Here is a 26,356-nt window from a genome sequence, read left to right as displayed (position 1 = left end):
CGGGCACGGTCCACGTGAGACAGCAGAAGGCCCCGGCGTTCCCACCAGGGCCTTCTCTGTCGATTGGTCTCTAGTGATTCCAGCCGGGCACCATCTCCGGCCTGATCTTCGACTCGGGTCCTTCGAGCACGAGACAGCCGGAGTCCTCGATCGCCTGGTACAGCGCGTCGGTCTTCTCCAGCGCCTCGTCGTGCGGCGCGCCCTGGTAGGCACGGCACAACCAGTAGACGGCCGCGCCTGGCTCGGATCTGTCGAAGCAGACCTCGGCGGAGCGCTGCACCGACGCGGCGTAGTTGGTGAGGTTCCGGGCGAACAGGTGGGTGACTCTCCCTGGGTAGGCATGCAAACGCGTCCCGAAGCCCGGTGATAGTCAGTCGTCGAGGCCGAACTCGTCGGTCACCTGCTCGATGGTGAACTTCTGGCGCAGCTTCGCCGCGGTGTTCTGGTTCGCGAACATACCGTTCTTCCAGACCGCCTGCTCGCGCGGCACGGTCTTGGTCCATTCGACGGGCACGACCCATTCGGCACTGTCGTCTTCATCCTCGCCCTCGTGGCGGTAGCTGCCGAGGAGCGGGAGGCTCTGCAGCGGGGTCTCGACGCCATCGACGTCGACCAGCGCTTCGTCGAAGCGGCGGGCCTCGCCGATCACGGTCCCGACGCCGACGTAACCAGCTTTGGGGATGTGCACGAAGACGCGCGCGCCGATCGGCAGGTTCTTCAGGGTCCGGGAGAACCATGCCCCGCCGCCGCCCGAGACGAAGCCGTACTTCTGCCCGTCGGCCCACTGGCGGGTGCCGCTGTCCTCGCCGAACGCGACGTACCAGTCGCTGCCGTTCCACGCCTCGCGGGTCTTCGTCTGCCGAGCGGGCGCAGCGCCGGGAGCCTGCTGGCCTTCGTTCTCGACCAGCCAGGTGCGGGCGAGGTACTTCGCGCCGTTGTCCTCGAAGTGGCGGAAGAAGACGACGTTGATCGGCACGGCGAAGCCCTCGTTGAGGAACCGCACGATGCGCTCGGTGGCCGCGTCGACGCTCGCGGCGACGATGGTGAACGTCTGCGTGCTGTTGACCTCCTCGGGGAGGGTCTCGTTGAAGCACTCCGCGAAGGCCTCCTCGAGCGCGACACCGGGCTTGTACGCCTCGAAAATGGCTTGGATCTGCGTGCGGCCGAGCCCCGCGACCCAGGATCCGTAGTCCAGCGCCTGCGCGGTGACGTCGCGCGGAGTCTTGTCGCGCTTGAGTTCGATGACGTGCACTGCGGCGGTCTCGTCGAGCGCGAGCAGGTCGATGAACCCGCCGAAAGCGGTAGGGACCTGGCGGCCGATGATCAGGAGCGTCTCGCCGAGCATCGACGGGTCGGACTCGATGTACGTCTCGAGCTGCGACTCGAGTCCGATCGAGGTCGGGACGATGCGGCTGAGTCGGCCGCCGTCCGCGCGCCACAGGCCCATTTCAACTGCCATTGCTGTTCACCCTCCAACACCGTGAGGCGTCCGGTCGCCTGGCAACGAGCCTATCGAGGGGTGCTCTGCGACCGAGCGAGTCGGCTGTACTTCCGATGCCGGACTGCGATCTAATTGTCAGCAGGCATAGCCAATACATAGTTTGCCTGGCAAGCCGCGCTCATGCCAACAGATCTTCTGATGCGATCAGAACGCTTTCAGAGGTTGTCTGAACAGACCGCGCCCGCTTCTGGATCTGAGCCTCCGCGACGAACCTGACGAACAGGTCCGAGTCGCTCGCCAGTGCTTTGAGCACCTCGAGCGGAGCGTCCGGGTTCAGCGCCACCAGCACCGCTAGTTCGGCACTTCGGCCGGCGAGCTCGGCCATCACGTCGATCGGTGCGCCTGGATTGAATGCTATGGACATGAGCGTGTCCACGTCGTCTCGGGCTGCCAACGATCTGAGAATCTCCGGTGGCGTCTTCGGGTGTGCGGCAACAGCGCGCCGGACTTTCGCGCTGCGCCGCTCGCCTCCGAGAAACGCCAGGATGTCCGGCGTCGCGTGCACGCTGTAAGCGACCCGGATCCGCACCTCGGCCCTCGAGTTCGCGGCCATCTCTTGCAGCTCCGTGACCGTCGGAACTGTGGGCCGGGCGGCGACGTTCACCTCCGTCGACAGCGTAGGCTCGTCGTCGGTCTGTTCTTCCGCGTCGGGCTCCCGGTAGGCCGCGATGCGGACGTCAAGGTCGTCGTCGAGCAGCAGAACGTTCAGCAGATTCTGCGGCAGGCGGTCGTTGCACGCGACCGCTCGGCGGACTTCCGCGTCTGCGTCGAGAGCCAGTGCTTCCAGGACATGCCGCGGGGTGCGAGGGTTCTCGGAGACCGCTATCTTTACTTCTGCGTCTTTGCTCTTGGCGAGGCGTTCCAGAGTGCTGATGCCGGTTCTCTGGTCCAACGCCGCGTAGTGGCGGAGATCGGGATCGCGGACTCTGCTCTTCGACAAGCGGTCGAGCGCAGCCTCCATCAGGCCATCAGACACAGCCAGATCCGGTCTTCGTTCCACCTCGATGACCACCGAGTGCAGATCGAGGTTCTCCGAAGAGGCCAGGAGCACCTCCGCGATGGAAAAGGCAAGCTCGCTGGGGACCTGGGGGTTCGCCATGACCGCCAGTCGGACATCGGCCGAACTGTCCTGCGCCAGCCGTGACAGGACATGCAGCGGAGCGGAGCGGTTGGCCGCCACTGCGGCGCGGAGATAGTTCCTCCTATCCGTCGATAGCCCTTCAAGCACCGCGACCGGTGTCCGATCGGATTCGGCGAACATCTCGCGCGCGGCCTCGGTCCGCATGCTCGCCATCTTCGTCGTCAGCGACTCCAGTGACCCCGCGCTAAGCGAGGGATTTCCTGCCAGCGCGATCAGCACTTCGGGCGACTTCTCGGCGACCAGGTCCGTCAATGCCTCGCTCGGCGTCGCCGGGTGACGCGCGATGAGCCGCGCCACCTGGTCGCTGTACTCGGTCGGCGTCTGCCAGCGCTCGTGCGGCTCAAGCCCTCCCGTGGCGAACTCGATCCGTGCTTCACGAGAGCCCGCGAGCTCCGTGAGGACTTCGCCGAGCTGCGGGTCGGGATTGCCTATCGATCGCTCGAGCGCGTCCCAACGGATTCCGGGGTCATCGTCCGCGAAGAGCGCCCGGCGGACGGCGGTGTCCGCGATAGGAAGCATCCTCGCCGCGATCCGGCGCACGTAAGCCGTCCGCTGGTCCGACATCAGGTCCGCGATGACCTCGATAGGGAGGCCCTGTGATGCCTCCGTCGGGAGGCGGAGGGATCTGTCGGACTTCCAGGACCAGATACGGCTGGCCTCCGGCAAGCAGCTGTCGAGAGCTCGACCGCCGGACTCGTGCAGCATCGCCAACAGAATCGATCCGAGCGCGACCCCCGGAGTTGCCTCGGGATCGCGGTCCTGGTTGATCTCCACGCGGCGCGTATCGACCTCGTACGCTGGGCGCTCATCAAGCTGAACGATCTCGCCATTGCCGGATTCGATCGGAGCCGCACCATCGGTGCGCCCTGCGATCTGCGTCCGTTGCTGCGCCGATGCGGTGCCTGACGACGGGTTCGCGGCCACCGCGCGGCGCACCATCACGCTGCTGTCCCCGGCGAGGCTCTGGAACACCTCGGCTGGCGCTGCCGTGTTCATGGCGACGCCTTCGCGCACGCGGGCGTAATGGTCTGTTGCGAGCTGCTTCACCACATCCGTCGGGGACGAGGCGTTGCGTCCGACGCGGAACCGTAGATCGATGTCGTCGCCCGCCGCGAGCGCCATGAGCATAGCGTGCGGGGTGTGCCGGTTGTCGGCGAGGAGCTGCAGCTTGCGGCGCTCCGACACTGGCACGTGCACGGCGATCTGGTTGCGTGCGGTCGCGCCGACGAAGCCCTCGCGCAGCTTCGGCAGGAGCGTCTCGGGATCGTCGCCGAGCAGTTGCCCGAGCGACCAGGTCTTCAGCTCCTGCTGCCGCGGAAGCCAGACGCCGACTTCTCGGATCCTCAGCGCGTCCTCGAGGTCCAGCATGACGTAGCCGAGGAGCTGGCGGAGGAAGTCGCGCAGCTTGGCGATGCTCAGCCCCCCGTACACCTTGCAGTCGATGAGTGTCTCGCCGATCATCCAGTCGCCGTCGGCCCCGCCCAGGAGCCTCGCACCGCTGAAGCGCGGGTTCGGCTCGAAGCGCGTTCCGGCCGCGATGCGCTCGCTCCAGACATCGATCTGCGGGCGGGCCGCTTCCAGCAGAGCTTCGACGTCCTCGAGCGCAGCGTCGGGAATCGCCTGAGCCAGCCCCAGCCCGTCCTCCACCTCGTCGCAGGCCGCTCCGAGCACGCCGGCCAGAGCGTCGGCACCGCCCCTGTAGACCTGCTCGCAGTAGGCGAAGAGAACCGAGGCCCGCGTCAGGTCGGAAGCATCCGCGGGCTGCCTGAGCAGTTCGTCGCCGACGCGGAACGCGTCGCTGAGAACTGCCGCCCGATGCTCGCCGTTCTCGACCAGTGCGGCAACGCGTGGCAGCGCGTCGACGCCGGCGGCGGATGTCGAAGCGGCTGGGTCGAAACCACCGAGCTCGATCCGTGCCCTGATGTCGAATGCAGTTCCCGACAGTGGTCTGTCCACCGCATCGCCGGCGGGCACGAGCAGCGGCTTCTCGGCGAGCTCGACAAGGCCAAGGGTGGCAGCGGCCTGCCGCGCGGTGCTGCTGCTGCCGCGCGTCGCAGCCAGAACGGGCGAGACCCCGTCGAGGTACGCGCGGATCGGAGATCCGGCGTGACGCAGTTCACTCGTAAGGCTCATGGTTCGATCCTCCCTGATCCGATGATGTCGCGCCGGACACTTTCGATCGCACGTGCGGGAATGTCGTCGACAGCCAGCCGGTACATTGCGTTCATCCGCGGGTTGAAGATCCCTAGGTGAGTCTGCGTCCGGAACTGGGGGAGTCCGGAATCCTTGCCCATCAGGTAGTGCACCAGCAGCCTCAACAGGTGGTCCTTGCTCGGAGGCGAGCTTCGGGCCTTGTAGGCCCACACCGCTTCTTCGGTGATGAAGTCCCCGTCCCCGGCATCGAGGGCGATCAGGTATCCGTCTGTCTCTTCATCCTCATCCTCTTCATATTCGCTGGCGAACGAGAACTCGATCGCCGTGGCTGGGCCGTGCTCTTGGAGGAAGTCGTGCGTCCTCTCCGTCATCATGATGATGTGCGAAAGCGTCTTCGCGTCGGGGGAGCGATCAGTATCGGCTGGGTCGTACCAGGCGACGCCTGCGTGCGGGGCGATGTCGTAGGACGCGAGCCGGCACGCAGCGCTTACAGCTCGTTCGTCCAGCTCGAACGACGCCACGCCGTCGGCATACGTCGACAGACTGAAGTCGCTCAACGACTCGAGTGCATCATCATGCGCTTCGGGATAAAGGCCCTCGTCGCTGAGCCTCTGTGCACCGGCGAGCGATGTCCGGAAGATTGACTCCGCAGCCTCTCTCGCTTCTGCCTGCGAGGCGACGAGCGCGCCAGTCAGGCGGCTGAGGTAGTGGATCACCGGCCCGACGTTGCGGATGTTCTCCACCGTGGAGTCCAGCTCACCGCACCCGTCGTCGAGCTGCGTCACGGTCAGTAGTTGGGGACATACCAGCCCGCCGCGCGGCTGGCCGACTTCTCTGTTGTACTGCGCGATGCGCTGGGTCACTGAGGTCAAGAGAACCCCGCCTGTTCAGTTGTAGTGCGCCAGTCAAAGGCCTTGGATCAAGTCTACGCGAAGGTGAAAGACAATGCCTGTTCAGGCTGTAAAAACAGGCATCGTGCTGCGCTGCGCCCGCGCGGTCCATCGCCCTGGGGACGACGCATGCGATTAGAGGCCGGACTGAGCTGCAAAGTCCTCTGCATACTTGCGAAACGTAGGGTCGAACGCCAGCACGCCCCAGCCTTCCCATGGGCCCTCGTAACGTCTCGTCGTGAAGACTTGTGCGGCCGGCGTCTGCTCCGTGCCCACATGTGGACCGTCGCCGCTCCAGGGGAACTGATCTAGAGTGGCGTCGATCGTGAGGAGACGAGTGCCATCGTCGTCTCGTAGTTCGAGCCACGCATGCCCATTCGGCGCTTCAGGCAGGCCTGCATCGATGAACGTCCATGAGGTCGAATGATCCCGCTCCAGGATCTCCGCGATGACGATGGATGCGTATTCGCACCACATTGCGGGGAAGATTGTCTTGCGATTTCGACTTGGTTCCGCGTCGATGCTAAGTATCGCTGCGCGTACGCGGCGCACGAGGTCTTCGAGCTCGGGAATGCTGTGCACTGCTCGCTACTCAACCGTCGCAAGCAGATCCGCGGGTCGGACCTCCAATGCGTGGGCCAACTTGACGATCACGTCCAGGGTTGGGTTCCGGCGGCCGCGCTCGATGGAGCTGATGTAGGTCCTGTCGAGTCCCGCGTGATGCGCGAAGGCCTCCTGCGAAGCCCATCCGTGCTCCTGGCGCATCCTGCGCAACGGATCGCCAAAGGCGATCCGATGCGCAGGGGTAGTCATCCTTCAACGATGAAGTTAAAGTGACTCATAATCCACGGACTATGAGTCACATTGATTCGTGGTGACGACGGGTTCTCGACAACGGTGTCGAGAAGGGTGGAGTCCATGGAACGACCCGATGAACGATTAGACATCCCCGCCGCCGCAGTGCGACTTGGGCGTCCCATCCATGCCGTCTATCACCTGATCCGGACGGGGCAGCTCGCTTCGGAGAAGGTTCGCGTTCCCGGGCGTGACGGCCGCAGCGTGCGCAAGCACATGATCCGCGTCCAGGACCTCGACGCGATCGACCGACTGCGGTCCCACGACGATCACGTCGCCGCGATTCGAGCCGCGGCCACGCCATTGACGGAGTCGCAGATCACACGGATCCGACGAGCGCTGGAAGTCCGACGGCAGTGATGTCGGCAGCGATCAGAACCTCTCGATTCCTACCTACGTTCATGTTGGTTGAACAGGCTTCACCGCCGCGGGTTCGCTTGGACAGCTTTCGACTGCTCGAACGAGCGGGAAGTGCCCATGAACCACGATGACGAGCGTCCAGGTGTGAGTGAGAACGGCCTCGATATTCGAGCGGCCGCGGAAAGGCACGCCTGCAGCCGCAACACGATCTACAACCTCATCAAGAAGGGAACGCTGCCGTCCGAGTTGATCGTCGTGGCCGGGCGCGACGGCCGCCGCGTAAGGAAACACCTGATCAAGGTGGAAGACCTGGACGCTGCATTCTCTACCGAAGCGCAGGACCGTCATGTCGCTGCGATCAGGGCGGCGGCTCCTCCGTTCACCGAAGAGCAGAGGGCGCGCCTCGCTGTGCTTCTCAATCCAGGTACCCGCCGCTGACGTGTACCAATTAAGGAGGGTGAACGTACATTACTGCTGTAGTCGGGCTACTTCGCCCACTCGCTGAACGCCTATGGCCGCGGTGGCCAGCCCTGCCCGCGCTGCGGCGGGCCGATCCAGCGCGCGTCGTTCATGAACCGGTCAAGTCACTTCTGCCCGAGGTGCCAGCGGCGACGCTGATACCTCTCACGCATCCGCGAACGCGGCTCGCAGCAGCGGCCGCGTCGCGAGGGTGCTCAGCCACACGATGAGGATGCCTGCGCAGAGCACCAGCGCGATGGTCAGCAGCGACAGGGGCGCGACGATCACGGCAGCACCGAGCAGGGGGAACACCACGACGGCGGCGACCAGCGCTGAGCCGAGGGTCGTGATCAGCAGCGGAGACATGACGGCGCGGCGCCGTGCGGCCTCGACGGTCGTCCTTGGCATGCCCAGCTGGTGAAGACTGCGATGCAGGGGGCGCTGGTCGAGGGCATCCGACGCCTGCGTCACTCCCACCGACGCCGCCACCATCAGGAACGAGGCGATCAGCGTGATGATCAGGCCGGTGCGCATGTCCGCTGCTAGCGCGACCTGCTCCGCGGCGGCGTCCTCGGTGCTCATCAGGTTCATCAGCGACACTCCAGTGCCGGCGAACACGGCCATGAAGCTCGCCATCGCCACCCCGCCGACCTGACGCCAGGTGCCCTTGGGTGAATCCAGCACCGTCCGCCCGGCGAGCAGCCGCTCTGGCGTCTGCGCCCGCCGCACCTGTCGAGTTGCGATCACCTTCAGCACCCACGGACCGATCAGGTTCAAGAGCGCCAACGTGCCGCCGAACAGCACGGCGAGTGTGACGGTGACCGCCATCGCACTGGCCAGTGTCGGCACGGCCTGGGCCACGAGGAACGCCGCGAGCAGCAGCACTCCCGCCGCGACGGCACGCACCCAGTGCACCTTCGCGCCCTGTGTGCGCATGCGCACCCCCAGCGGCGAGATGACGATGGTGCGCAGCCCCAGAACGGCACTCACCACAGCCAGCAGCACCGCGCCGAGGCTCACCAGGGCGATAGCGGCGGGGGAGAGCAGCACCGCTGCGGCCCCCAGCGCCTCGCCGCGGAACGGGATCAGCCCGACCACTGGCACCAGGGCAAGATACAGCACGATGCCCACCACGACGCCGGCCGCGGCGATGAGCGTGGATTCCACGACAGTCGCCACACCCACACCGAACGGCGTCACGCCCAGCAGGCGCAGCGTCGAGAGCCGCTCGTCGCGGCGACGCGCCGACAGGCGTGCGGCCGCGCCACCGAGCGATGCCAATGGCATGACCAGCAGCACCAGTGCGACGGCAGCCAGCGTCTGATAGATCATCGAGTAGTCGTCGTCCCAGGTCCAGAAGGTCTGCGCACCGCCGATCACGGTCAGCGCAAGGGTCGTGACGACAGCGAACGCGACGGCCGGCAGCACCAGCGTCGCGGCGTGCCCCTTCTCTGGCCGCATCAGCAGGCGGATGACCGCGAGGTTCACGCCGGCACCTCCGCCGAGACGATCACGCCGTCACGCATGCGCAGCACACGCGAGCACTTCGCGGCGACCTGCGCATCGTGCGTGACGACGACGAGTGTGCGGCCCTGAGCGGTGGTCGACCAGAGCAGGGCATCCATCACCTCAGCCGACGTCTGCGAATCCAGTGCCCCGGTCGGCTCGTCGGCGAAGATCAACTCGGCACCGGTGACCTGCGCCCGCGCGATCGCCACGCGCTGCGCCTGGCCGCCGGACAGTTCGCCGATGCGGCGGTCCTCCATACCGGCAAGGCCCAGCGAATGCAGCCAGGCAGCGGCCTGGGCGGTCGCCTCGGCGCGCGTGACCCCATTGATCATCAGCGCGAGGGCGACGTTCTCGATGGCGGTGAGCTCGGGAATCAGCAGACCCTGCTGGAAAACGAACCCGAGGCGCTCTCTGCGCAGCTGCGAACGCTGCGTCTCGGACATCGCCGCGACATCGAGGCGGATGCCCGAGGCCGGCGTGAACAGCACCGACCCGGTGTCGGGGGCGACGATGCCCGCCAGCACATGCAGCAGAGTGGTCTTACCAGAGCCGGACGCACCCATGATCGCGAGGGACTCACCCCGCTGCACCGCGATGTCGGCGCTGGCGAGCGCGTGAGTCGCACCGTAGGTCTTCGTGAGCGAGTGGGCGAGCAGGATCGGATCGGTCATGCTTCCAGCCTCGTCGCGGTGCGAGGCGGAATCATCGAACCAGCGAATGATCCCGCCCCGCTGCGGTCATCCTCGGGGATGACCGCAGCGCATCGCCGTCAGCTCAGCTTCTTCTGCCAGGCCGCGGCGTACGAGACGGCCGTGAAGCCGAGCGCCTCGTTGATGGACAGCATCGGCCGGTTCTCTTCGGCGTTGAACGTGGAGATCCGCGGCGAATCCGGTGCGATGTCCTTCCAGCGCAGGATGTTCGCGCACTTCACGATCATGCCGAGTCGGTGTCCACGATGTTCCTTGAGCACCAGCGTCGAATACTGATGCGTCACACCGGTGGGGTCGTCGCCGATCACGAGCTCGTTGAGCGCCGCGAAGGCTCCGGTTGGCACATGCACAGCGGCCGCCACCGAGACGGTCTGGCCGCTCTCGAGGAAACGCGCCTCGCGGCGTGCGAGCCGGTCGGCGTCCCACACCTCCTCATCGACCTCCAGGCCGCCGCTGGGTGCGTCGGTCGACATGCGCGACATCGCCCACGCGTAGCCCTCCCGATGCTCGGCGGGCGTCGGCACCGTCCACTGCACGAGGCGGTAGTCGTCGCCGGCGATCGCCAGCGCCGCATCGAGATGGGTGCGGATGCTGTCCATCGGGCCCTGCAGATCGAGGGCGCTGTTGCGTTCGACCTGCTCCAGACCGTAGCCGTTCCGCTCGAGGATCCGGGCGTGTGGTGTCGCCGAGACCCGTCCCCAGCCGGTGGGCGCCGCGAGCGTCTCACCAGCGGCGTCCGGTCGATGCAGGGTCCACGACTGCAGGACTTTGCGGTCGAGCAGTCGGACCTCCGACTCGGCGCGATCCAGCAGCGCCTGTTCGATGCCTCGACCCCAGTTCACCGGCAGAACCATCAGGTCGATGTCGGCGCTGGTGGGCTCCGCTGTCGCGTAGTGGAGCGCGACGGCACCGAGGATCCTGCCGTCTTCTTCCGCGAGGAACGCACGGTCGACGTCGTCGGAGCTGTCCAGCCATTCCGGCAGACTCTCCTCCGCCGTCCGGTCGAAGTCGGACAGGCCGGTGTCCGACCGGCAGATCGCGTTCATCAGGGCGACGAGCGCATGGAAGTCAGCAGCGTCGGGTGTGTCCAGACGCTGCGGCAGCACGAGCTCTCGGATCGTCAGCGTGGTGGGGGAGACGGTGGTCATGCGAGGTCCTTTCGCCACGCGCCCTCATAGGCGACGGGGGTGAAGCCGATGGCTTCATTGATAGAGAGCATCGGCCGGTTCTCTTCAGCGTTGTAGGTGACGACCCGCCCCGACAGCGGGTGTTGTGCCCGCCACGTCCGAAGGCCGGCGGTCTTCACCAGCATCCCGAGTCGGTGCCCACGGTGATCGGCGAGCACCAGTGTGTCCTCCTGGTCGGTCTTCGCGGAATCATCGCCGACGATGGCGAGCTCGTTGAACGCGCACAGCTCGCCGGTGGCGATGTGCTCGGCCGCCGTGACCTGCACCCGTGCACCTCGCGCCGCGTAGCGCGCGTCATGCCGGCGCACGCGATCGGCGTCCCACGTCTCGATGGGCATGCCGAGTTCAGCGTCCGGCGCGTCGGTGGACATGCGAGATTTCAGCCACGCGTAGCCGTCGAGATGCTCTTCCGGCGTCGGCAGCATCCACTGCACGACGCGGTAGTCCTCGGCATGGCTCTGCGCGTCGCTCTGCAGTCCCTCGAGGAACGCCGCGGTCTCATCGGACCAGACAAGTGCGCTGGCACGCACGACCTGCTCCAGATGGAAGCCGTGACGCTCCAGGAACCGAGCGCTGTGATCGCGGGGAACTGAGCCGAGACCGGTCGGCGAGGGGATGCTGTCCAGGGCGCCGTCAGAGTGATGCTCGTTGAAGGACAGCAGCCTGCGCACCCCCGCTGCTCGAGCCTGCTGTTCCACGAAAGCCAGCACCGCTGTGCCGATGCCCTGGTTCCAGTGCGGTCGGAGCAGTGCGATCGTCCCTATGGCGATGGCCGCGCCTTCGTCCTGGAAGATGTTCAACGGCACGCAGCCGACGATGGCGCCGCCTGACTCGATGTACCACTGGCGGCGGTTCATATCGGCGTCGCTGCGCAGCATCGGCAGCAGAGACTCCGCGGTCTGCGCGTCATCGTCGCGTCCGGTGGCCTCGCGCAGCGAGGCGTTGCGTACGGCGGCGTACTCGCGGACGAGCGTGGTTGGCCCCGCGTCCGCTCGGGCGGGAAGCTCGAGCGGACGCAGGGTCGCACCTGCGGGAAGGGAGACGGTCGTCATCAGGATCCTCAGTACATTCCGCGCTGCAGCCCGTAGGTGAGCAGTGCCTTCGCCTGTTGTTCTTCGAGAAGTCGGAGCTGCAGGTACTGCAGATCCGGGGCGCCCGAAGCGGGCAAACGGTCTCGGTTCAGGCTGTGGTGCAGCAGCCAGAGACCGATACGGAGGCTGAGACGATCGGCGAGCGTGAGGTGCCGCAGACCTTCCCTGTCGGGGATGGTGAGGATCTCGTGATCCTTGGTATCCGGCGGATGGATGGACGTGTTTTGCTGACGGTTGTCGGCCAGCAGAATCGTGCTCACGATGTGTGCGCTTTCTGTTTCATGGAGGAGACGGCCCTGCCTGCGTCGCACAGGGCGGACGCAGGGAGCCGAAGACGGATCGCCGGAGAGCGATCCGAGGCAGGCCCGCGACGTGGGCGGATGCCCGATGAACGGGCGGAGCGTCGATCACGCACAGGAGCGTGACGACGGCGATCATCGATCAGGCAGAGAATGCCTGAGAGATCGGGAGAGGCGGTGGAGTTCTAGCCCGCGACGTAGGCGAAGGTCACCGAGACGGCGGCAAGCGCTGGCACGTGCGACGCGGTATCGAACCGGGCGTCAAGCTTCGTGATCATCATCGGTGACCTCCTCTCATATGACCGAGAAGTCACGCTATCGACCTGGAAGCGTCAGGTCAAGACCTTTCTGTGATCTTCGGCGTGTCGCAATGGCTGCGATCCTGCCGCTGTACCGCGCGCGCTCCGCGCTGGGACGCGTGATTCCGGTAGCGTATGGGCGTGATCCACCTGACCTCGAAGGCGCCGGCATGCACCTGAAGAGCCTGACGCTCAAGGGCTTCAAGTCGTTCGCGCAGCCGACGAGCTTCGTGTTCGAACCTGGCGTCACCTGCATCGTCGGCCCGAACGGGTCGGGCAAGTCGAACGTCGTGGACGCGCTTGCCTGGGTGATGGGCGAGCAGGGGGCGAAGACGCTTCGCGGCGGCAAGATGGAAGACGTCATCTTCGCCGGCACGTCGACCCGAGGTCCGCTCGGTCGGGCTGAAGTGCACCTGACGATCGACAACAGCGACGGAGCGCTGCCGATCGACTACGCCGAGGTCACCATCAGTCGAACACTGTTCCGAAACGGGTCGAGTGACTACGCGATCAACGGATCGAACTGCCGGCTGCTCGACGTGCAGGAGCTGCTCAGCGACTCCGGGCTCGGGCGCGAGATGCACGTCATCGTCGGTCAGGGACGCCTTGACACCGTGCTGCAGGCCTCACCCGAGGATCGGCGCGGATTCATCGAAGAAGCCGCTGGGATCCTCAAGCACCGTCGGCGCAAGGAGAAGACGCTCCGGAAGCTCGACGCGATGGAGACCAATCTCACACGCCTGAGCGACCTGGCCGGCGAGATCCGCCGGCAGCTGAAGCCGCTCGGGCGCCAAGCCGAGATCGCCCGCGAAGCGCAGACCATCGCCGCCGTCGTGCGCGACGCGAAGGCGCGGATCTTCGCCGACGACGTCGTCGCGCTGCGCACCGCCCTCGCCGATCACACCCGCACCGAGCAGGAGCGGCACACCGAGCGTCTGGTGCTCGCCGAGCAGTCCGATGCTGTGCGCACGGGCATCCAGCGGCTGGAACAGGCACAGAACTCCGCCGCCGTCGACGAGGCGCGGCGGGTCTCGTTCGGCCTGGAGCAAGCACAGGAGCGCATGCGCAGCCTGTTCACCCTGGCCAATCAGCGCCTCGCGCTGCTCGGCGTCGAAGAAGACGACGTCGTGACGGCCATCACCGTCACCCAGGACACGATCGACGAGGCGAACGACGAGATCACCCGCATCTCGGAGGGGCTGGGTGACGCGCAGGATGCTGCGACGATGGCAAGCCGCGAGGTGATGGGCGCCCGCGCCGAGCTCGACACGCTAGACGTCGACATCGCCGAGCAGAGCGCCCTCGTCTCGGCCTATGACATGCACGTCAGCACGCTGCGCGGAAACGCTGACGCGGCAGCATCCGCTCTCGCCGCTGTGCGGGGCGCCGTGTTGCGACAGGAGCAGGCGCTGGAAGCCGCCCATGCCCGCCGCCGTGAGGCGGCTGAGGCACTCGAGGCGATCGACCACGCCGAGGCGCCGGACGGCACGGCCGCCGAGTACGCCGCAGCCTACGAGGATGCGCAGAAGGCGGCGACCGCGGCCGAGGCAGAACGGGACGCGCTGCGCGAGCGACTGCATGACGCCGAGCGCGAGACCGATGCTCTGACCGCGAAGGCGGCCGCACTCAGCAGCGCCCTGGCCCTGTCCGGTGGCGCTGCCGAGATCGCAGCGTCGGGAGCCGCCGGGGTGCGCGGGCTCGTCGGAGACGCGGTTCAGGTGCGCGCCGGCTACGAGGCGGCGATCGCCGCCGTGCTGGGCCCGTTGGCTGACGGCGTGCTCGTCGACGGCGTCGACGACGCGTTCGCGCTGGTGGCCGAGGGCGCGCGCGGAACCGTGGACTTCGTGATCGCCGAGGGAACTGTCGAGACCGAGACGTTCGCCGCTGCCGTCACGGGCACCGTCGCGGCATCGGGTGTCGTGGATGCGCCGCACGGTGTGCGGGCGATCCTCGCTTCCGTGCTGATCGCCGATGACCTCGACGTCGCCCGCAGCGCGCGTCACACGCTGGACGCGCTGGGAGATGAGCGCACCACTGTGGTCACCAAGAACGGCGAGGTCATCACCGCGCACACGATGCGCGCCGGCTCGGGAGAGACGTCGCGACTCGAGCTCGCGGCCGAGCGCGACGCTGCTGCTGAGCGGCTCGTCGAGGTGCGCGTCATCGTCGACAGTCTGCGCGAGGCCCGCGTAGAGGTCAGCGAACGCGTGGAATCCGCGCGCCGTCGCGCCAAAGACGCACTGCGCGATCTGCGTGAGCATGACGCGGCACTCGCGACCCACGCCGAGCAGGTGAACCGTGTCACCGTGCAGCATGAGGCCGCGGTCGCCGAGTGCGAACGACTCGAGTCCGGTCTCGGCCAGGCGCAGGCCGCGGTGACGGATGCTGAGAAGGCCGCGACCGCCGCGAAGGCAGAACTGGAATCCTCACAGTCCGAACCCCGTCCAGTGCTCGATGCGTCGGCGCGAGATGGGCTGCTGGAGGCACTCGAGAACGCCCGCGAGGGCGAGGTCAGGGCGCGTCTGGAGATCGAGACCCTGCGCGAGCGTGTGCGCGCAGCGCAGTCCAGGGTCGTCGCGCTGCAGCGTCAGCGCGAGCAGGAGCGGGATGCCGCCGCCGAGGCTGCTCGCCGGGCCGTGATCAGACGCGGACAGCGCGACGCCGCATCCTCGGTCGCCGCTGAGCTCCCGCGGATTCTCGACTCGCTCGACCGCTCGGTCAGCGAAGCACGACTCGCCCTCGCAGCCGCAGAAGCGGAGCGGTCGGCGCACAACGAGGAGCTCACCGTGCTTCGGGCGCAGGAGGGGTCGCTGCGAGAGCGGCTCGCCGGGCTCACCGAGAGTGTGCACGGGCTCGAGATGCAGATCCACGAGAAGAAGCTGCACCTGACGAGCCTGCTGGAGCGCGTGGCGTCCGAACTCGCCCTCGACGAAGATATTCTTGTTGCGGAATATGGTCCCGACCAGCTGGTTCCACGCGATCCTGGTGCTGAGGATGCGGACGAGGATGCGGCGATCCCGTTCGACCGGCGCATCCAGGAGCGACGCCTGAAGGACGCCGAGCGCAAGCTCGTGCAGCTCGGCCGGGTCAACCCGCTGGCCTTGGAGGAGTTCGCCGCACTCGAGCAGCGGCACGCGTTCCTCACTGAGCAGCTGGCCGACCTCACTAAGACGCGTGAAGACCTGCTGACGATCATCGCCGAGCTCGACGAGCGGATGGAGGTGATCTTCGCCAGCGCGTTCGAAGACACCAGGCAGGCCTTCACCGAGGTGTTCCCGCTGCTGTTCCCCGGTGGATCGGGCAGCATCTCGCTCACCAATCCCGATGACATGCTCACCACCGGGATCGAGGTTTCGGTACGGCCGGTCGGCAAGAAGATCGAACGGCTGTCGCTGCTCTCCGGTGGAGAGCGGTCGCTGGCGGCAGTCGCGCTGCTGGTGGCGATCTTCAAGGCGAGGCCGAGTCCGTTCTACATCCTCGATGAGGTCGAGGCAGCCCTGGACGATGCGAACCTGGGGCGCCTGCTGACGGTGTTCGAGCAGCTTCGCGAGAGCTCTCAGCTGCTCGTGATCACCCACCAGAAGCGCACGATGGAGATCGCCGATGCCCTGTACGGCGTGTCGATGCGCCAGGACGGCGTCTCAGCCGTGGTGGGTCAGCGCGTGGGCGACCGCGCCGCGGCCGCCTCCTGACCCGACGCGGACGCTACGTGTCGGATTACTGAAGACAGCGCCTCACAGCGGCGTGTCGCGCCCCGACACGCCGCAATGTGTCTCGGGCGTCAGCGATCAGACACAGCAAGATCGCGCTTGAAGTCGGCCACCGCCGCGCCGAAGGAGGGCGAGTCCTGCGGGCGGTGCGCGAACCCTTCGAGCACGACATGCGTCGCGCCGTCGGATGCCAGTCGTGCCGCGATCCGCTCGTACTCGGCGTTCCATCCGCCGGTCGCTACGAGGGTGGGGATGCCCCTGAGCATGCCTGCGCGCACACCATGGCCCCACGGAAGATTGGTCGATGCCCAGTGCTCGGCGAGCGGGCGTTCATCGTCCCAAGTGGCGGGCTCGAACGGGCCGCCGAACATCAGCGGACGCAAGATCGCCCAGAACGCGACCAGATCGCCGTTGTCCGCCTGAGAGCGCGCCTCGGTGACGATCGCGATGTGCCGCTCTATCGCCTCCTCACCGCGCGCGAGATCGTAGAGCGCGGGTTCTACCAGCACGAGACCGGCGATATCCAGCCGGTCCGCTGCCAGAACGACGGGCACGGCACCGATCGAGTGCGCGAAGATCAGCATCCGCTCGCCGCCGCACAGCGCGATGAGCTTCTCGACCTGCGCGGCGATCGACGACGCATTCGGGAACGAGACGAAGTCGACCTCTCGCGCGCCCGTGACGTGCGGCCAGGCCGCGTCGCCGCGGCGGCCCGCACCGTGGACGTAGAGGCGTCGCAAGGTCATCCCGTCATCGTAGGCTGGAGACATGGCGGAGAAGTCCTGGTCCCTCGGTCGCGCACTGCGCGGCATGTTCGTCAAACCCACGATCGATGAGACGACGTGGGAGGACTTGGAGACCGCGCTGATCACGGCGGACTTCGGTCCAGACATCAGCGAGCAGCTGATCGACGAGCTGCGCGAGAAGGTCGACCGGTTCCGCACGACGGATCCGAAGGACCTGCAGCGGATGCTTCGCGAGACGCTCGAGGAGCGCTTCGCGAAGTTCGACACGACCCTGAAGCTCACTGAGCGACCGGCCGTCGTGCTCGTCGTCGGCGTGAACGGCGTCGGCAAGACGACGACGATCGGCAAGTTCACGAAGTTCCTGCGCGGGTTCGAGCGCAGCGTTGTGGTCGGCGCCGCAGACACCTTCCGTGCCGCCGCCGTCGAACAGCTGGCCACCTGGGCCCAGCGCGGGGGAGCGGCGATCGTGCGTCCCCAGCATGAGGGGCAGGATCCGGCGTCGGTCGCCTTCCAGACCGTCGAATACGCGCGGAACAACGGCGTCGAGATCGCCATCATCGACACTGCCGGTCGCCTGCACACGAAGGCAGGGCTGATGGACGAGCTGTCGAAGGTGCGCCGGGTGATCGAGAAGCAGGCGCCGATCAGCGAGGTGCTGCTGGTGCTCGATGCGACGACCGGTCAGAACGGGGTCCTGCAGGCGGAGGCGTTCCTGCAGCATGCCGGCGTCACCGGGTTGGTCATCACGAAGCTCGACGGCTCCGCGAAGGGGGGATTCGTGCTGGCCGTGCAGGAGCGCACCGGCATCCCCGTCAAGCTTCTCGGGCAGGGTGAGGGCATCGATGACCTCACCGGTTTCACCCCGCACGTGTTCGTTCAGTCGCTCGTCGGCGCGTAGGACTACCGTGGCGACGCAGAGGCTGGTTTCATAGCGATATGGCAATCGAACACGACTACTTCGGAGTCCTTTCATCCGGGCCAGACGGTGCCATCTTCTGGACCGAGAGGGTCGAACTCGGCGACCAGTCGGTGACGGTGGATCTCACCGCGCCTGACCAGGACGACGTCTCGCAGGCGGCGCTCGACGCGGCGGCCGCACTGATCGGCGCCCTCGAAGACCTGGACGCGTCTGTGCGCGGTGCCATGCTCACCGAGGTCGATGACCGCACCAGTGAGGTGACCGAGTACATCCTGCAGCAGCAGGAGGCGTACGGCGATGAGCTGGAGGACGTGCTGGTCGACATCAGCGGCGACGCGGCGGTCGACATCATCCGCTCGCTGCGCTTCTCGAGCATGACGATCCTCGCCGATGAGCATGGCGGCTCAGAGCCGTTCGCCGTGCTCGAGTACGCCCTGGATGCGGATGCCACCGACGACGTGCTGCTCGTGAACCTCGGCTCCGACGGCAGCGTGCTCTCGGTGATGAGCGCCGACTAGACGATCTGCCTCACACGGCCTGCGCAAACCCCAGGTCGGCGCCCTCAGCGATGTGCGCCAGGTGCGGGGGAATCTCACGGCCCTTGGACTGCATCGACTGCGCCCAGAGCCGCCCGGCGCGGTACGACGACCTGACCAGCGGGCCGGCGAGCACCCCGAGGAAGCCGATCCGCTCGGCTTCGCCCTTGAACTCCACGAACTCGTCCGGCTTGACCCAACGGGCAACCGGAAGGTGCCGGGGCGTGGGGCGCAGGTACTGCGTGATCGTGATGATGTCGCACCCCGCATCGCGCAGGTCCTGCAGCGCCTCCACGACCTCCTCCGGCTCCTCGCCCATGCCGAGGATGAGGTTCGACTTCGTGATGAGGCCGGCTTCGTGCCCCTGCGTGATCACATTCAGTGAGCGCTCGTAGGTGAACGCCGGGCGGATGCGGCGGAAGATGCGCGGGACGGTCTCGACGTTGTGCGCGAACACCTCAGGGCGCGCGTCGAAGATCTGCCCCAGGTAGTCGGGGTTGCCACTGTGATCGTTGGCCAGCAGCTCGACCCCCGTGTTCGGGTTCTGGGCGTGGATCTGCCGCACGGTCTCGGCGTTCAGCCAGGCGCCCGTGTCAGGCAGGTCGTCGCGGGCGACGCTGGTGACCGTCGCATAGCGCAGGCCCATGCGCGTGACGCTCTCGGCGACGCGGCGCGGTTCGTCGGTGTCGTAGTCGGCCGGCTTGCCGGTGTCGATCTGGCAGAAGTCGCAGCGGCGCGTGCACTGCGACCCGCCGATCAGGAACGTCGCCTCGCGGTCTTCCCAGCACTCGTAGATGTTCGGGCAGCCGGCTTCCTGGCAGACCGTGTGCAGGCCCTCGTCCTTCACCAGTGAGTGCAGTGCCTGGTACTCGGGACCCATCTTCGCCTTGGTGCGGATCCACTCGGGCTTGCGCTCGATCGGCGTCTCGGCGTTGCGGATCTCGAGCCGCAGCAGCTTGCGTCCTTCGGGGCCTGCGGCGCTCACGCGGCCACCTCCTTGCGTGTCTCGGGGGAGTACTCGGCGGCGAAGGCGTCGGAGACGGCGAGCACGAGGTCGGCGGGGGAGACATCGGAACCGACGACCTCGCTGACCGTCGTGACTCCGGCGTCCGTGATGCCGCAGGGGATGATGCCGCGGAACCCGGCGAGTGAGTTGTCGCAGTTGATCGCGAAACCGTGCATGGTCACGCCCTGCTGCACTCGCACGCCGATCGCGGCGATCTTGTCCTCGCTGAGCGGTCGGCGCACCCAGACGCCGCTGCGGCCGTCGACCTGGTAGCCGTCCACGCCGAGTGGCTCGAGGATGCTGATGAGCAGACGCTCCAGACGGCGCACGTGAGCTACGACGTCCATGGGCTCGGGCAGGCGCACAATCGGGTAGCCGACGAGTTGCCCGGGGCCGTGCCAGGTGATCTTGCCACCGCGATCGACATCGACCACTGGCGTGCCGTCCTGTGGACGCTCCTGAGGCTCGGTGCGCTTGCCGGCCGTGTAGACGGCCTCGTGCTCGAGCAGCAGCAGGGTGTCGGGACGGGCACCGGCGACGACATCGTGGTGGATGCTGCGCTGCAGCTCCCACCCGTCGAGGTACGGCACGTAATTGGGGGCGAGACCGGGGGTGAGGATGTCGAGCATCGACGATGCCTTCCGAGTTGTTGGATGCTGTCCAAGAATGGTGCGTGGTTCAGCATACGCCGATCCCGTGCCGTCGGCGAGCGACCCGCGCGGCTACGCTGAGCGCTATGGAATCCGAGTCGCGTGCCGGTCGCCCGCGGGCATCGTCCAGGGAGACGCTGGCTGAGGCGGCGTGCGAACTCTTCCTCGAGCAGGGGTACGACGCGACCTCGGTCGCCGACATCACCCGCCGTGCTGGGGTCAGCCGCTCGAGCTTCTTCAACTACTTCTCCTCCAAGAGCGACGTGCTCTGGTCGGGCCTCGATGCCCGGATCGACAAGGCTCTGGTCGCACTGGCCGCGCTCGGGACCCACGCTGACGGCCCAGCGGTCCGCGCGGCGCTGGAGCCAGTGGTGCACGACTTCGCTCCGGACCCGCTGGCGCTCGCATTGCGCAACGCCTCGGCGATGGGGCTCGAGCAGGAGCTGCTGCGCGACACCGGCATCCGCCATGCCCGTATCTCGTCGGCTGTCGCCGCTACTGCTCGCAGCGCGGGCGTCGATGAGATCCGCGCCGACATCCTCGGCTCCGCACTGGCCACGGCTGTGCTGTCGTCGCTGCGGGTGTGGGCGGAGCAGGGAGCTGGTCAGGCGTCGCTGGAGCAGCGCTTCGACGAGGCGCTGCACAGCATCCACGATCTTCCGTGGGGTTGAACGGACACTTCCGCCTCAGCCGGACAGGTCATGAGTAAGACCCGCTGAAGGAGGATCTCATGACCGACTCGCTTGATGACCTGCTCGACCGTGCTGCCCCGATGATCGCCGACCGGGGGAGCGCCCGCGACGCCGCGCTCGCGCAGATGGTGTCGGATGCCCGCGACACGGCGCGCCCGGTGAATCGCCCGCGGCGGCAGGTTGCAGTGCTCAGTGGACTCGCCGCGCTCGCGTTGGGCGGCTTCGCCTGATCCGTGCGCAGCCGAGTGAGCGGGATCGAGCCGGCCGATCGTCTCACCATGGCCCTCGAATCCGCAGCATCCGACCTCCTCGCCTACCTCGAGTGGCGCGTCGGCGCCGACGACGCGCCCGACCTGCTCGGCGAGACCATGGTCGTCGCCTGGCGACGCGTGAAGGAGCTCCCCAAGGATGCTGAGCGAGCTCGGATGTGGCTGTTCGGCATCGCCCGAGGCACGCTGCTGAACCACCAGCGAGGGCAGCGACGGCGGTGGGCGCTGGCCGACCGCATCCGGCTCCAGGTGTGCGAGTCGCCGACCGCACCCGCCGCTGACGAAGGCGCAGAGGTGCGGGATGCCATCGATCGCCTCGATCCGGACCTCGCCGAACTCGTGCGTCTCGTGCACTGGGAGCGGCTGAGCATTGCGGATGCTGCCGAGCTGCTGGGCATCCCGGCATCCACCGCTCGAGGTCGGTACCAGCGCGCGAAGGAGGAGCTTCGCGCCGCGCTCAGGGTGGGGGCTCCGCTCGCGTAGAATCGGAGGCACCATGGCTACCTTTGGCACGCTCTCCGATCGGCTCACCGAGACCTTCCGCAATCTGCGCACGAAGGGAAAGCTGACCCCCGCCGACGTCGACGGCACTGTTCGCGAGATCCGTCGCGCTCTGCTCGACGCCGACGTCGCGCTCGTCGTCGTCAAGGACTTCACGTCGAAGGTGCGCGAGCGCGCCCTCGGCGACGAGGTCAGCAAGGCGCTGAATCCTGCGCAGCAGGTCGTGCAGATCGTGAACGAGGAGCTCGTCGCGATCCTCGGGGGCGAGCAGCGCCGGCTGGAGTTCGCGAAGACCCCGCCGACCGTCATCATGCTCGCGGGCCTCCAGGGCTCCGGTAAGACCACGTTCGCCGGAAAGCTCGCGAAGCAGCTCGAGGGCGAAGGGCACACGCCGCTGCTCGTCGCGGCTGACCTGCAACGCCCGAACGCCGTGAACCAGCTTCAGGTGGTCGCCGAGCGCGCCGGCGCGACGATCTACGCGCCCGAGCCCGGCAACGGCGTCGGCGATCCCGTCAAGGTCGCGGGGGACGGCGTCGACTACGCCCGTCGTCACCAGCACGACGTGGTCATCATCGACACCGCCGGACGCCTCGGCGTCGACGCCGAGCTGATGAAGCAGGCATCCGACATCCGCAAGGCGACCAGCCCCGATGAGGTGCTGTTCGTCATCGACGCGATGATCGGTCAGGACGCCGTCAACACCGCCAAGGCCTTCCAGGAGGGCGTCGACTTCACCGGCGTCGTGCTGTCGAAGCTCGACGGCGACGCCCGAGGTGGTGCCGCGCTGTCGGTGGCCTCCGTCACCGGCCGTCCGATCATCTTCGCCTCGACGGGCGAGAACCTCGAGGACCTCGAGCCGTTCTACCCCGACCGCATGGCGAGCCGCATCCTCGACCTCGGTGACATCCTCACCCTCATCGAGCAGGCGCAGGCCGCTTTCGATGAGGAAGAGGCGATGAAGGTCGCCGAGAAATTGGCGACCGAGCAGTTCACCCTTGAGGACTTCCTCGAGCAGCTTCAGCAGATGAAGAAGATGGGCTCGATGAAGAAGATGCTCGGCATGCTGCCGGGCATGGGCCAGATGAAGCAGCAGCTCGACGACTTCGACGAGCGTGAGATCGACCGCACCGAGGCGATCATCCGCTCGATGACGCCTGGCGAGCGCCACAACCCGAAGGTGCTCAACGGCTCGCGCCGCCTGCGCATCGCCAAGGGCTCCGGCATGACCGTCACGGACGTCAACCAGCTCGTGCAGCGCTTCGAGCAGGCCGCCAAGATGATGAAGACCGTCGCTCGTGGCGGCACTCCGCAGATTCCCGGCATGGGCCCGATGGGCAAGCCCGGCGCATCCGCCAAGCGCGGCAAGAAGGGCGCGAAGGGCAAGAGCAGCGGTTCGCGCTCGGGCAACCCGGCCAAGCGCGCAGCCGAGAACTCGGGTCTCGCTACGGCCAACGCGAATCCGACCGGCTCTGGCTTCGGCCTCGGCGGTCAGGCTGCGCCCAGCGAGGCCGACCTGGCCGAGATCCAGAAGCTGTTCGGCAAGGGCTGATCTGAGGGGCTGATCACCGCGCAGACGGCGCGCGCGGTCAGCTGGTTGCGCGTACGTCCTCGTCGACCCAATCCATCGACTTGGTGACGGCCTTGCGCCACAGACGCAGCTGGCGGTCGCGCTCGGCGGCGTCCAGCTTCGGCTCCCACCGCTGATCCTCCTGCCAGTTCGCAGACAGGTCATCAAGCCCGCTCCAGAACCCCACCGCGAGACCCGCCGCATACGCGGCGCCGAGCGCTGTCGTCTCAGTGACCACTGGCCGCACGACCGGCACGCCGAGGATATCGGCTTGGAACTGCATCAGCGCGTCGTTGGCGACCATGCCGCCGTCGACCTTCAGCTCGCTGAGTCCGACCTCGGCGTCGGCATTGACAGCATCCAGCACGTCCCTGGTCTGGAACGCGACCGCCTCGAGTGCTGCCTTCGCGATGTGATTGCGGTTCGCGAACCGCGTGAGACCGACGATCGCGCCACGCGCGTCTGGTCGCCAGTACGGCGTGAACAGGCCCGAGAACGCCGGCACGATGTAGACGCCGCCGTTGTCGTCGACCTGACCGGCGAGCTCCTCGACCTCCGGCGCCGAGGAGATCAGGCCGAGCTGGTCGCGCAGCCACTGGATCAGAGAGCCGGCGACCGCGATCGAGCCCTCCAACGCATAGTGCGTCGGAGCGTCGCCCAGCTTGTACCCGACCGTGGTGAGCAGTCCATTAGTCGAATGGATGATCTCCTCACCCGTGTTGAAGATGAGGAAGCATCCGGTGCCGTACGTGTTCTTGCTCTCGCCGGCGGCGAAGGCCGCCTGCCCGAACGTGGCGGCCTGCTGATCGCCCAGGATGCCCGCGATCGGGGCGTGCCGCAGCAGCGACGACGTCTCAGCCGTCCCGTAGACCTCTGACGACGACCGGATCTCCGGCATCATCGAGCGCGGCACGCCGAACGCCTCGAGGATGTCGTCACGCCACTGCAGCGTCAACAGGTCCATGAACATCGTCCGGGAGGCATTGGTGACGTCGGTGGCGTGCACGCCACCGTGGACGCCACCGGTGAGGTTCCACAGCACCCAGGTGTCGGTGGTGCCGAACAGCAGGTCACCAGCATCCGCCGCCCGGCGCGCACCGTCGACGTTCTCAAGGATCCACGCCACCTTCGTCCCCGCGAAGTAGGTGGCCAGTGGCAGCCCGACGACTTCCTTGAACCGGTCGAGGCCGCCATCGGTGGCGAGCCGGTCGACGATCGGCTGCGTGCGCGTGTCCTGCCAGACGATCGCGTTGTACACCGGCTTGCCGGTGCGCCGATCCCACACGACGGTGGTCTCACGCTGATTCGTGATCCCGACTGCAGCGATGTCGTGGCGAGTGAGGTGCGCCCGTGTCAGTGCGAGCCCGATCACCTCCTGCACGTTGTGCCAGATCTCGGCAGGATCGTGTTCGACCCAGCCCGCCTTCGGCAGGATCTGCTCGTGCTCCTTCTGACCGGTCGCGACGACGCTGCCGCTGTGATCGAAGATGATCGCCCGACTCGAAGTCGTGCCCTGGTCGATGGCGAGGATGTACTGGGTGGCCATACGGCTCTCCTTCGGTGGGTCCTGCGCGGTCGCCGGTGATGCGTCAGCCATGCGCCGGCGCGGTCAATGTCAGCCCGTGCGCGTCGTTCAGCAACTGCACTGTCGCCTCGATCTCAGCCTCCCGGCGATCATCGCTCCACCCCATCAGAGGCGCCAGCGCATCGGCGATCTCCTCGAGCACCTCTGCGGTGACCCCGCCGACGAACGCGATGTTGGTGCGCCGCATGATGACGTCCGCCAGGCGCACGACCAGCTCGTCCTCGACCATCCACTCCAGCTCGCGCAACGACAGCGCGCCGCCGACGAGCGGGTGATCCTCCGGCTCCTGCTCGATGTGCGCCCAGACCTCAGCAGCTCGAGTGCCGTAGCGCACCAGCAGCTGTTCGGCGCGGGACTCATCGGCGCCGGCGAGGTTCGTCTGCAGCCACGAGGCGCGGGCGCGAACCGTGCGAGGGAACCCGTGTCCGCCGCCGATCGGCAGATCCTTGGTCGAGACGGAGCGCGCACGCCCAAGGAGATCGAGCACACGGTCTGCGAGCGTCTCGCCCAGGGCGCGGAAAGTCGTCCACTTGCCGCCGACCAGGCTCAGCGTCGGCACCGCGGCACCAGGATCGACCTCGATGCGGTAGTCCCGCGAGACGAAGCCGGGAGCGGTGTCCTCGTGCCGAGGGAGCGGTCGGATGCCCGAGTAGCGGTACACGATCTGCTCACGGTCCACCGGTATCGCGGGGAAGACGTGCTTGATCAGCGCGAAGAAGTAGTCGATCTCCTCCTCCGTGCAGCGGGCAGGCTCGCGCGGATCGGCGTCGATGTCGGTCGTCCCGACGAGGACACGCCCCTTCAGCGGGTAGATCAGCACGATGCGGCCGTCGGAGTGCTCGAAGAAGATCTCGCGTCCCTGCGTCGCCGCGAGCAGTTCCGGATGATCGAGCACGATGTGCGAACCCTTGGTGCCGCCCATGAAACGGGTCTCGTACCCCAGCGCATCATTGGTGAGGTCGGTCCATGGGCCCGAGGTGTTCACGACGACGTCGGCGCGGATCGTGAACTCCTCGGCGGACTCGCGATCGCGCAGCACGACCGCATCGCTATCGCGCCTGATCGCCTCGACGTAGTTCAGCGCGTACGAGGCGCTGTTCGCCGATCGGCCGTCCTGCAGCACATCGAGCGCGAGCCGTTCCGGGTCGTGCATCGAGGCGTCGTAATACGTCGCGGTGTACTTGATGTCGGGGTCGAGGGCAGGCAGTTCCTTGAGCGATTCTCGCCGCCCGAGGAAGCGGTGCCTCGGCACGGCGCCACCGTCTCGGGAGAACAGGTCGTACATCATCAGGCCGGCTTTGATCAGCACCGCGCCGCGCTCCTGCGGCTGGCCGCTGGTGTGCCTCAGGAACCGAAGGGGAGCGGCAAGCAGGCCAGAGAAGGTCGAGTAGATCGGGATCGTCGTGCGCAGCGGCTTGACGTAGTGCGGCGCGATGCGCAGCAGGCCATTGCGCTCGTGCACCGACTCGCGAACCAGCCGGAACTCGCCGTTCTCGAGATAGCGGATGCCACCGTGCACCATATGGCTGGAGGCCGACGACGCACCGCTCGCGAAATCGCTGCGATCGACGACGACAGCATCCACGCCCTGCAGCGCGAGGTCGCGGAACAATGAGATGCCGTTGATGCCGGCGCCGATGATGAGCACGGTCGTCCGACCTGCTGCGCGCACCGCCGCGAGCTCGTCGTCTCGGCGTGCTGTGCGCGTCTTCAGGGCCAT

Annotated in this window: 25 protein-coding genes and 1 pseudogene; 10 read left to right on the top strand and 16 right to left on the bottom strand. The window is 67.1% G+C overall.

Going from position 1 to position 26,356, the window contains the following annotated elements; all coding sequences use genetic code 11:
* Positions 1-70: 70 nt before the first annotated feature.
* The 6 genes from MNR00_RS09415 to MNR00_RS09390 all read right to left on the bottom strand — a co-directional run bounded on the left by MNR00_RS09415 (position 71) and on the right by MNR00_RS09390 (position 6,451).
* Positions 71-280, bottom strand: coding sequence for a hypothetical protein (locus MNR00_RS09415; protein ID WP_241925675.1), 210 nt, complete (start codon positions 278-280; stop codon positions 71-73).
* A 90-nt stretch (positions 281-370) separates the two neighbouring features.
* A complete protein-coding gene (locus MNR00_RS09410) occupies positions 371-1,459 on the bottom strand; it encodes an endonuclease NucS (protein ID WP_241925674.1) in 1,089 nt (362 codons plus the stop codon).
* A gap of 160 nt (positions 1,460-1,619) precedes the next feature.
* On the bottom strand, positions 1,620-4,775 hold the full coding sequence (locus tag MNR00_RS09405) for a hypothetical protein (RefSeq protein ID WP_241925673.1): 3,156 nt from the start codon (positions 4,773-4,775) through the stop codon (positions 1,620-1,622).
* Positions 4,772-5,659, bottom strand: coding sequence for a hypothetical protein (locus MNR00_RS09400; RefSeq protein ID WP_241925672.1), 888 nt, complete (start codon positions 5,657-5,659; stop codon positions 4,772-4,774). The genes MNR00_RS09405 and MNR00_RS09400 overlap by 4 nt, the downstream gene beginning before the upstream one ends.
* A gap of 162 nt (positions 5,660-5,821) precedes the next feature.
* Positions 5,822-6,268 carry a hypothetical protein gene (locus MNR00_RS09395; RefSeq protein ID WP_241925671.1) on the bottom strand — a complete coding sequence of 149 codons (447 nt, stop codon included), beginning with the start codon at positions 6,266-6,268 and terminating at the stop codon, positions 5,822-5,824.
* Positions 6,269-6,274: 6 nt separating this feature from the next.
* Positions 6,275-6,451: a helix-turn-helix transcriptional regulator gene (locus MNR00_RS09390; protein WP_241928812.1), complete on the bottom strand. Its 177-nt coding sequence runs from the start codon at positions 6,449-6,451 to the stop codon at positions 6,275-6,277.
* 153 nt (positions 6,452-6,604) lie between these two features.
* Between MNR00_RS09390 and MNR00_RS09385 the strand changes: the two genes are divergently transcribed.
* From MNR00_RS09385 to MNR00_RS09375, 3 genes and pseudogenes are all read left to right on the top strand, one after another.
* Positions 6,605-6,901 carry a hypothetical protein gene (locus MNR00_RS09385; RefSeq protein ID WP_241925670.1) on the top strand — a complete coding sequence of 99 codons (297 nt, stop codon included), beginning with the start codon at positions 6,605-6,607 and terminating at the stop codon, positions 6,899-6,901.
* A 117-nt stretch (positions 6,902-7,018) separates the two neighbouring features.
* A complete protein-coding gene (locus tag MNR00_RS09380) occupies positions 7,019-7,339 on the top strand; it encodes a helix-turn-helix domain-containing protein (protein WP_241925669.1) in 321 nt (106 codons plus the stop codon).
* A gap of 42 nt (positions 7,340-7,381) precedes the next feature.
* Positions 7,382-7,519, top strand: a pseudogene (locus MNR00_RS09375) (zinc finger domain-containing protein); the annotation flags it as partial.
* Between the two features lie 6 nt (positions 7,520-7,525).
* Here the strand turns inward: MNR00_RS09375 and MNR00_RS09370 are convergent.
* From MNR00_RS09370 to MNR00_RS09350, 5 genes are all read right to left on the bottom strand, one after another.
* Positions 7,526-8,848 (bottom strand): permease, encoded by a 1,323-nt coding sequence (locus tag MNR00_RS09370; protein WP_241925668.1) that lies wholly within the window; start codon positions 8,846-8,848, stop codon positions 7,526-7,528.
* Entirely contained in the window at positions 8,845-9,540 is a 696-nt protein-coding gene (locus MNR00_RS09365; RefSeq protein ID WP_241925667.1) for an ABC transporter ATP-binding protein, read from the bottom strand. The genes MNR00_RS09370 and MNR00_RS09365 overlap by 4 nt, the downstream gene beginning before the upstream one ends.
* Before the next feature lie 98 nt (positions 9,541-9,638).
* On the bottom strand, positions 9,639-10,727 hold the full coding sequence (locus MNR00_RS09360; protein WP_241925666.1) for a GNAT family N-acetyltransferase: 1,089 nt from the start codon (positions 10,725-10,727) through the stop codon (positions 9,639-9,641).
* Positions 10,724-11,818 carry a GNAT family N-acetyltransferase gene (locus MNR00_RS09355; protein WP_241925665.1) on the bottom strand — a complete coding sequence of 365 codons (1,095 nt, stop codon included), beginning with the start codon at positions 11,816-11,818 and terminating at the stop codon, positions 10,724-10,726. Before MNR00_RS09355 ends, MNR00_RS09360 begins: the two co-directional genes overlap by 4 nt.
* Before the next feature lie 8 nt (positions 11,819-11,826).
* Positions 11,827-12,117, bottom strand: a complete 291-nt coding sequence (locus tag MNR00_RS09350) for a hypothetical protein (protein WP_241925664.1) — start codon at positions 12,115-12,117, stop codon at positions 11,827-11,829.
* A gap of 508 nt (positions 12,118-12,625) precedes the next feature.
* On the opposite strand from MNR00_RS09350, the gene smc reads away from it, so the two are divergent.
* The gene (smc, locus tag MNR00_RS09345; RefSeq protein ID WP_241928811.1) at positions 12,626-16,147 is read left to right on the top strand and encodes a chromosome segregation protein SMC; all 3,522 of its coding nucleotides are present in this window, start codon (positions 12,626-12,628) and stop codon (positions 16,145-16,147) included.
* Positions 16,148-16,236: 89 nt separating this feature from the next.
* Here the strand turns inward: smc and MNR00_RS09340 are convergent, their stop codons facing one another.
* On the bottom strand, positions 16,237-16,911 hold the full coding sequence (locus MNR00_RS09340; protein ID WP_241925663.1) for a hypothetical protein: 675 nt from the start codon (positions 16,909-16,911) through the stop codon (positions 16,237-16,239).
* Between the two features lie 22 nt (positions 16,912-16,933).
* Between MNR00_RS09340 and ftsY the strand changes: the two genes are divergently transcribed.
* Together ftsY and MNR00_RS09330 are read left to right on the top strand one after the other, a co-directional pair.
* A complete protein-coding gene (gene ftsY, locus MNR00_RS09335) occupies positions 16,934-17,809 on the top strand; it encodes a signal recognition particle-docking protein FtsY (RefSeq protein ID WP_241925662.1) in 876 nt (291 codons plus the stop codon).
* A 38-nt stretch (positions 17,810-17,847) separates the two neighbouring features.
* Positions 17,848-18,348, top strand: a complete 501-nt coding sequence (locus MNR00_RS09330) for a DUF2004 domain-containing protein (RefSeq protein WP_241925661.1) — start codon at positions 17,848-17,850, stop codon at positions 18,346-18,348.
* A 10-nt stretch (positions 18,349-18,358) separates the two neighbouring features.
* Here MNR00_RS09330 and lipA read toward each other — a convergent pair whose 3' ends face one another.
* Entirely contained in the window at positions 18,359-19,351 is a 993-nt protein-coding gene (gene lipA / locus MNR00_RS09325) for a lipoyl synthase (protein ID WP_241925660.1), read from the bottom strand.
* Entirely contained in the window at positions 19,348-20,001 is a 654-nt protein-coding gene (gene lipB / locus MNR00_RS09320) for a lipoyl(octanoyl) transferase LipB (protein ID WP_241925659.1), read from the bottom strand. Before lipB ends, lipA begins: the two co-directional genes overlap by 4 nt.
* A gap of 107 nt (positions 20,002-20,108) precedes the next feature.
* On the opposite strand from lipB, the gene MNR00_RS09315 reads away from it, so the two are divergent.
* Genes MNR00_RS09315 through ffh form a run of 4 tightly spaced genes read left to right on the top strand, consistent with a single transcriptional unit; the run spans position 20,109 to position 23,033 of the window.
* Positions 20,109-20,693, top strand: a complete 585-nt coding sequence (locus tag MNR00_RS09315; RefSeq protein WP_241925658.1) for a TetR/AcrR family transcriptional regulator — start codon at positions 20,109-20,111, stop codon at positions 20,691-20,693.
* 59 nt (positions 20,694-20,752) lie between these two features.
* Positions 20,753-20,944 (top strand): hypothetical protein, encoded by a 192-nt coding sequence (locus MNR00_RS09310; protein ID WP_241925657.1) that lies wholly within the window; start codon positions 20,753-20,755, stop codon positions 20,942-20,944.
* A 48-nt stretch (positions 20,945-20,992) separates the two neighbouring features.
* Positions 20,993-21,466 carry an RNA polymerase sigma factor gene (locus MNR00_RS09305; RefSeq protein WP_241925656.1) on the top strand — a complete coding sequence of 158 codons (474 nt, stop codon included), beginning with the start codon at positions 20,993-20,995 and terminating at the stop codon, positions 21,464-21,466.
* 13 nt (positions 21,467-21,479) lie between these two features.
* Positions 21,480-23,033, top strand: a complete 1,554-nt coding sequence (ffh, locus tag MNR00_RS09300) for a signal recognition particle protein (RefSeq protein WP_241925655.1) — start codon at positions 21,480-21,482, stop codon at positions 23,031-23,033.
* A gap of 37 nt (positions 23,034-23,070) precedes the next feature.
* Here ffh and glpK read toward each other — a convergent pair whose 3' ends face one another.
* Together glpK and MNR00_RS09290 are read right to left on the bottom strand one after the other, a co-directional pair.
* Positions 23,071-24,597 (bottom strand): glycerol kinase GlpK, encoded by a 1,527-nt coding sequence (gene glpK / locus MNR00_RS09295; RefSeq protein WP_241925654.1) that lies wholly within the window; start codon positions 24,595-24,597, stop codon positions 23,071-23,073.
* Positions 24,598-24,640: 43 nt separating this feature from the next.
* Complete coding sequence (locus MNR00_RS09290) at positions 24,641-26,356, bottom strand: glycerol-3-phosphate dehydrogenase/oxidase (RefSeq protein WP_241925653.1); 1,716 nt, start codon at positions 26,354-26,356, stop codon at positions 24,641-24,643.

Source organism: Microbacterium sp. H1-D42 (assembly GCF_022637555.1).
Classification (GTDB): Bacteria; Actinomycetota; Actinomycetes; order Actinomycetales; family Microbacteriaceae; genus Microbacterium.
The sequence above is the reverse complement of the archived record's forward strand: the minus strand, read 5'-3'. Positions and strand labels throughout refer to the sequence as shown.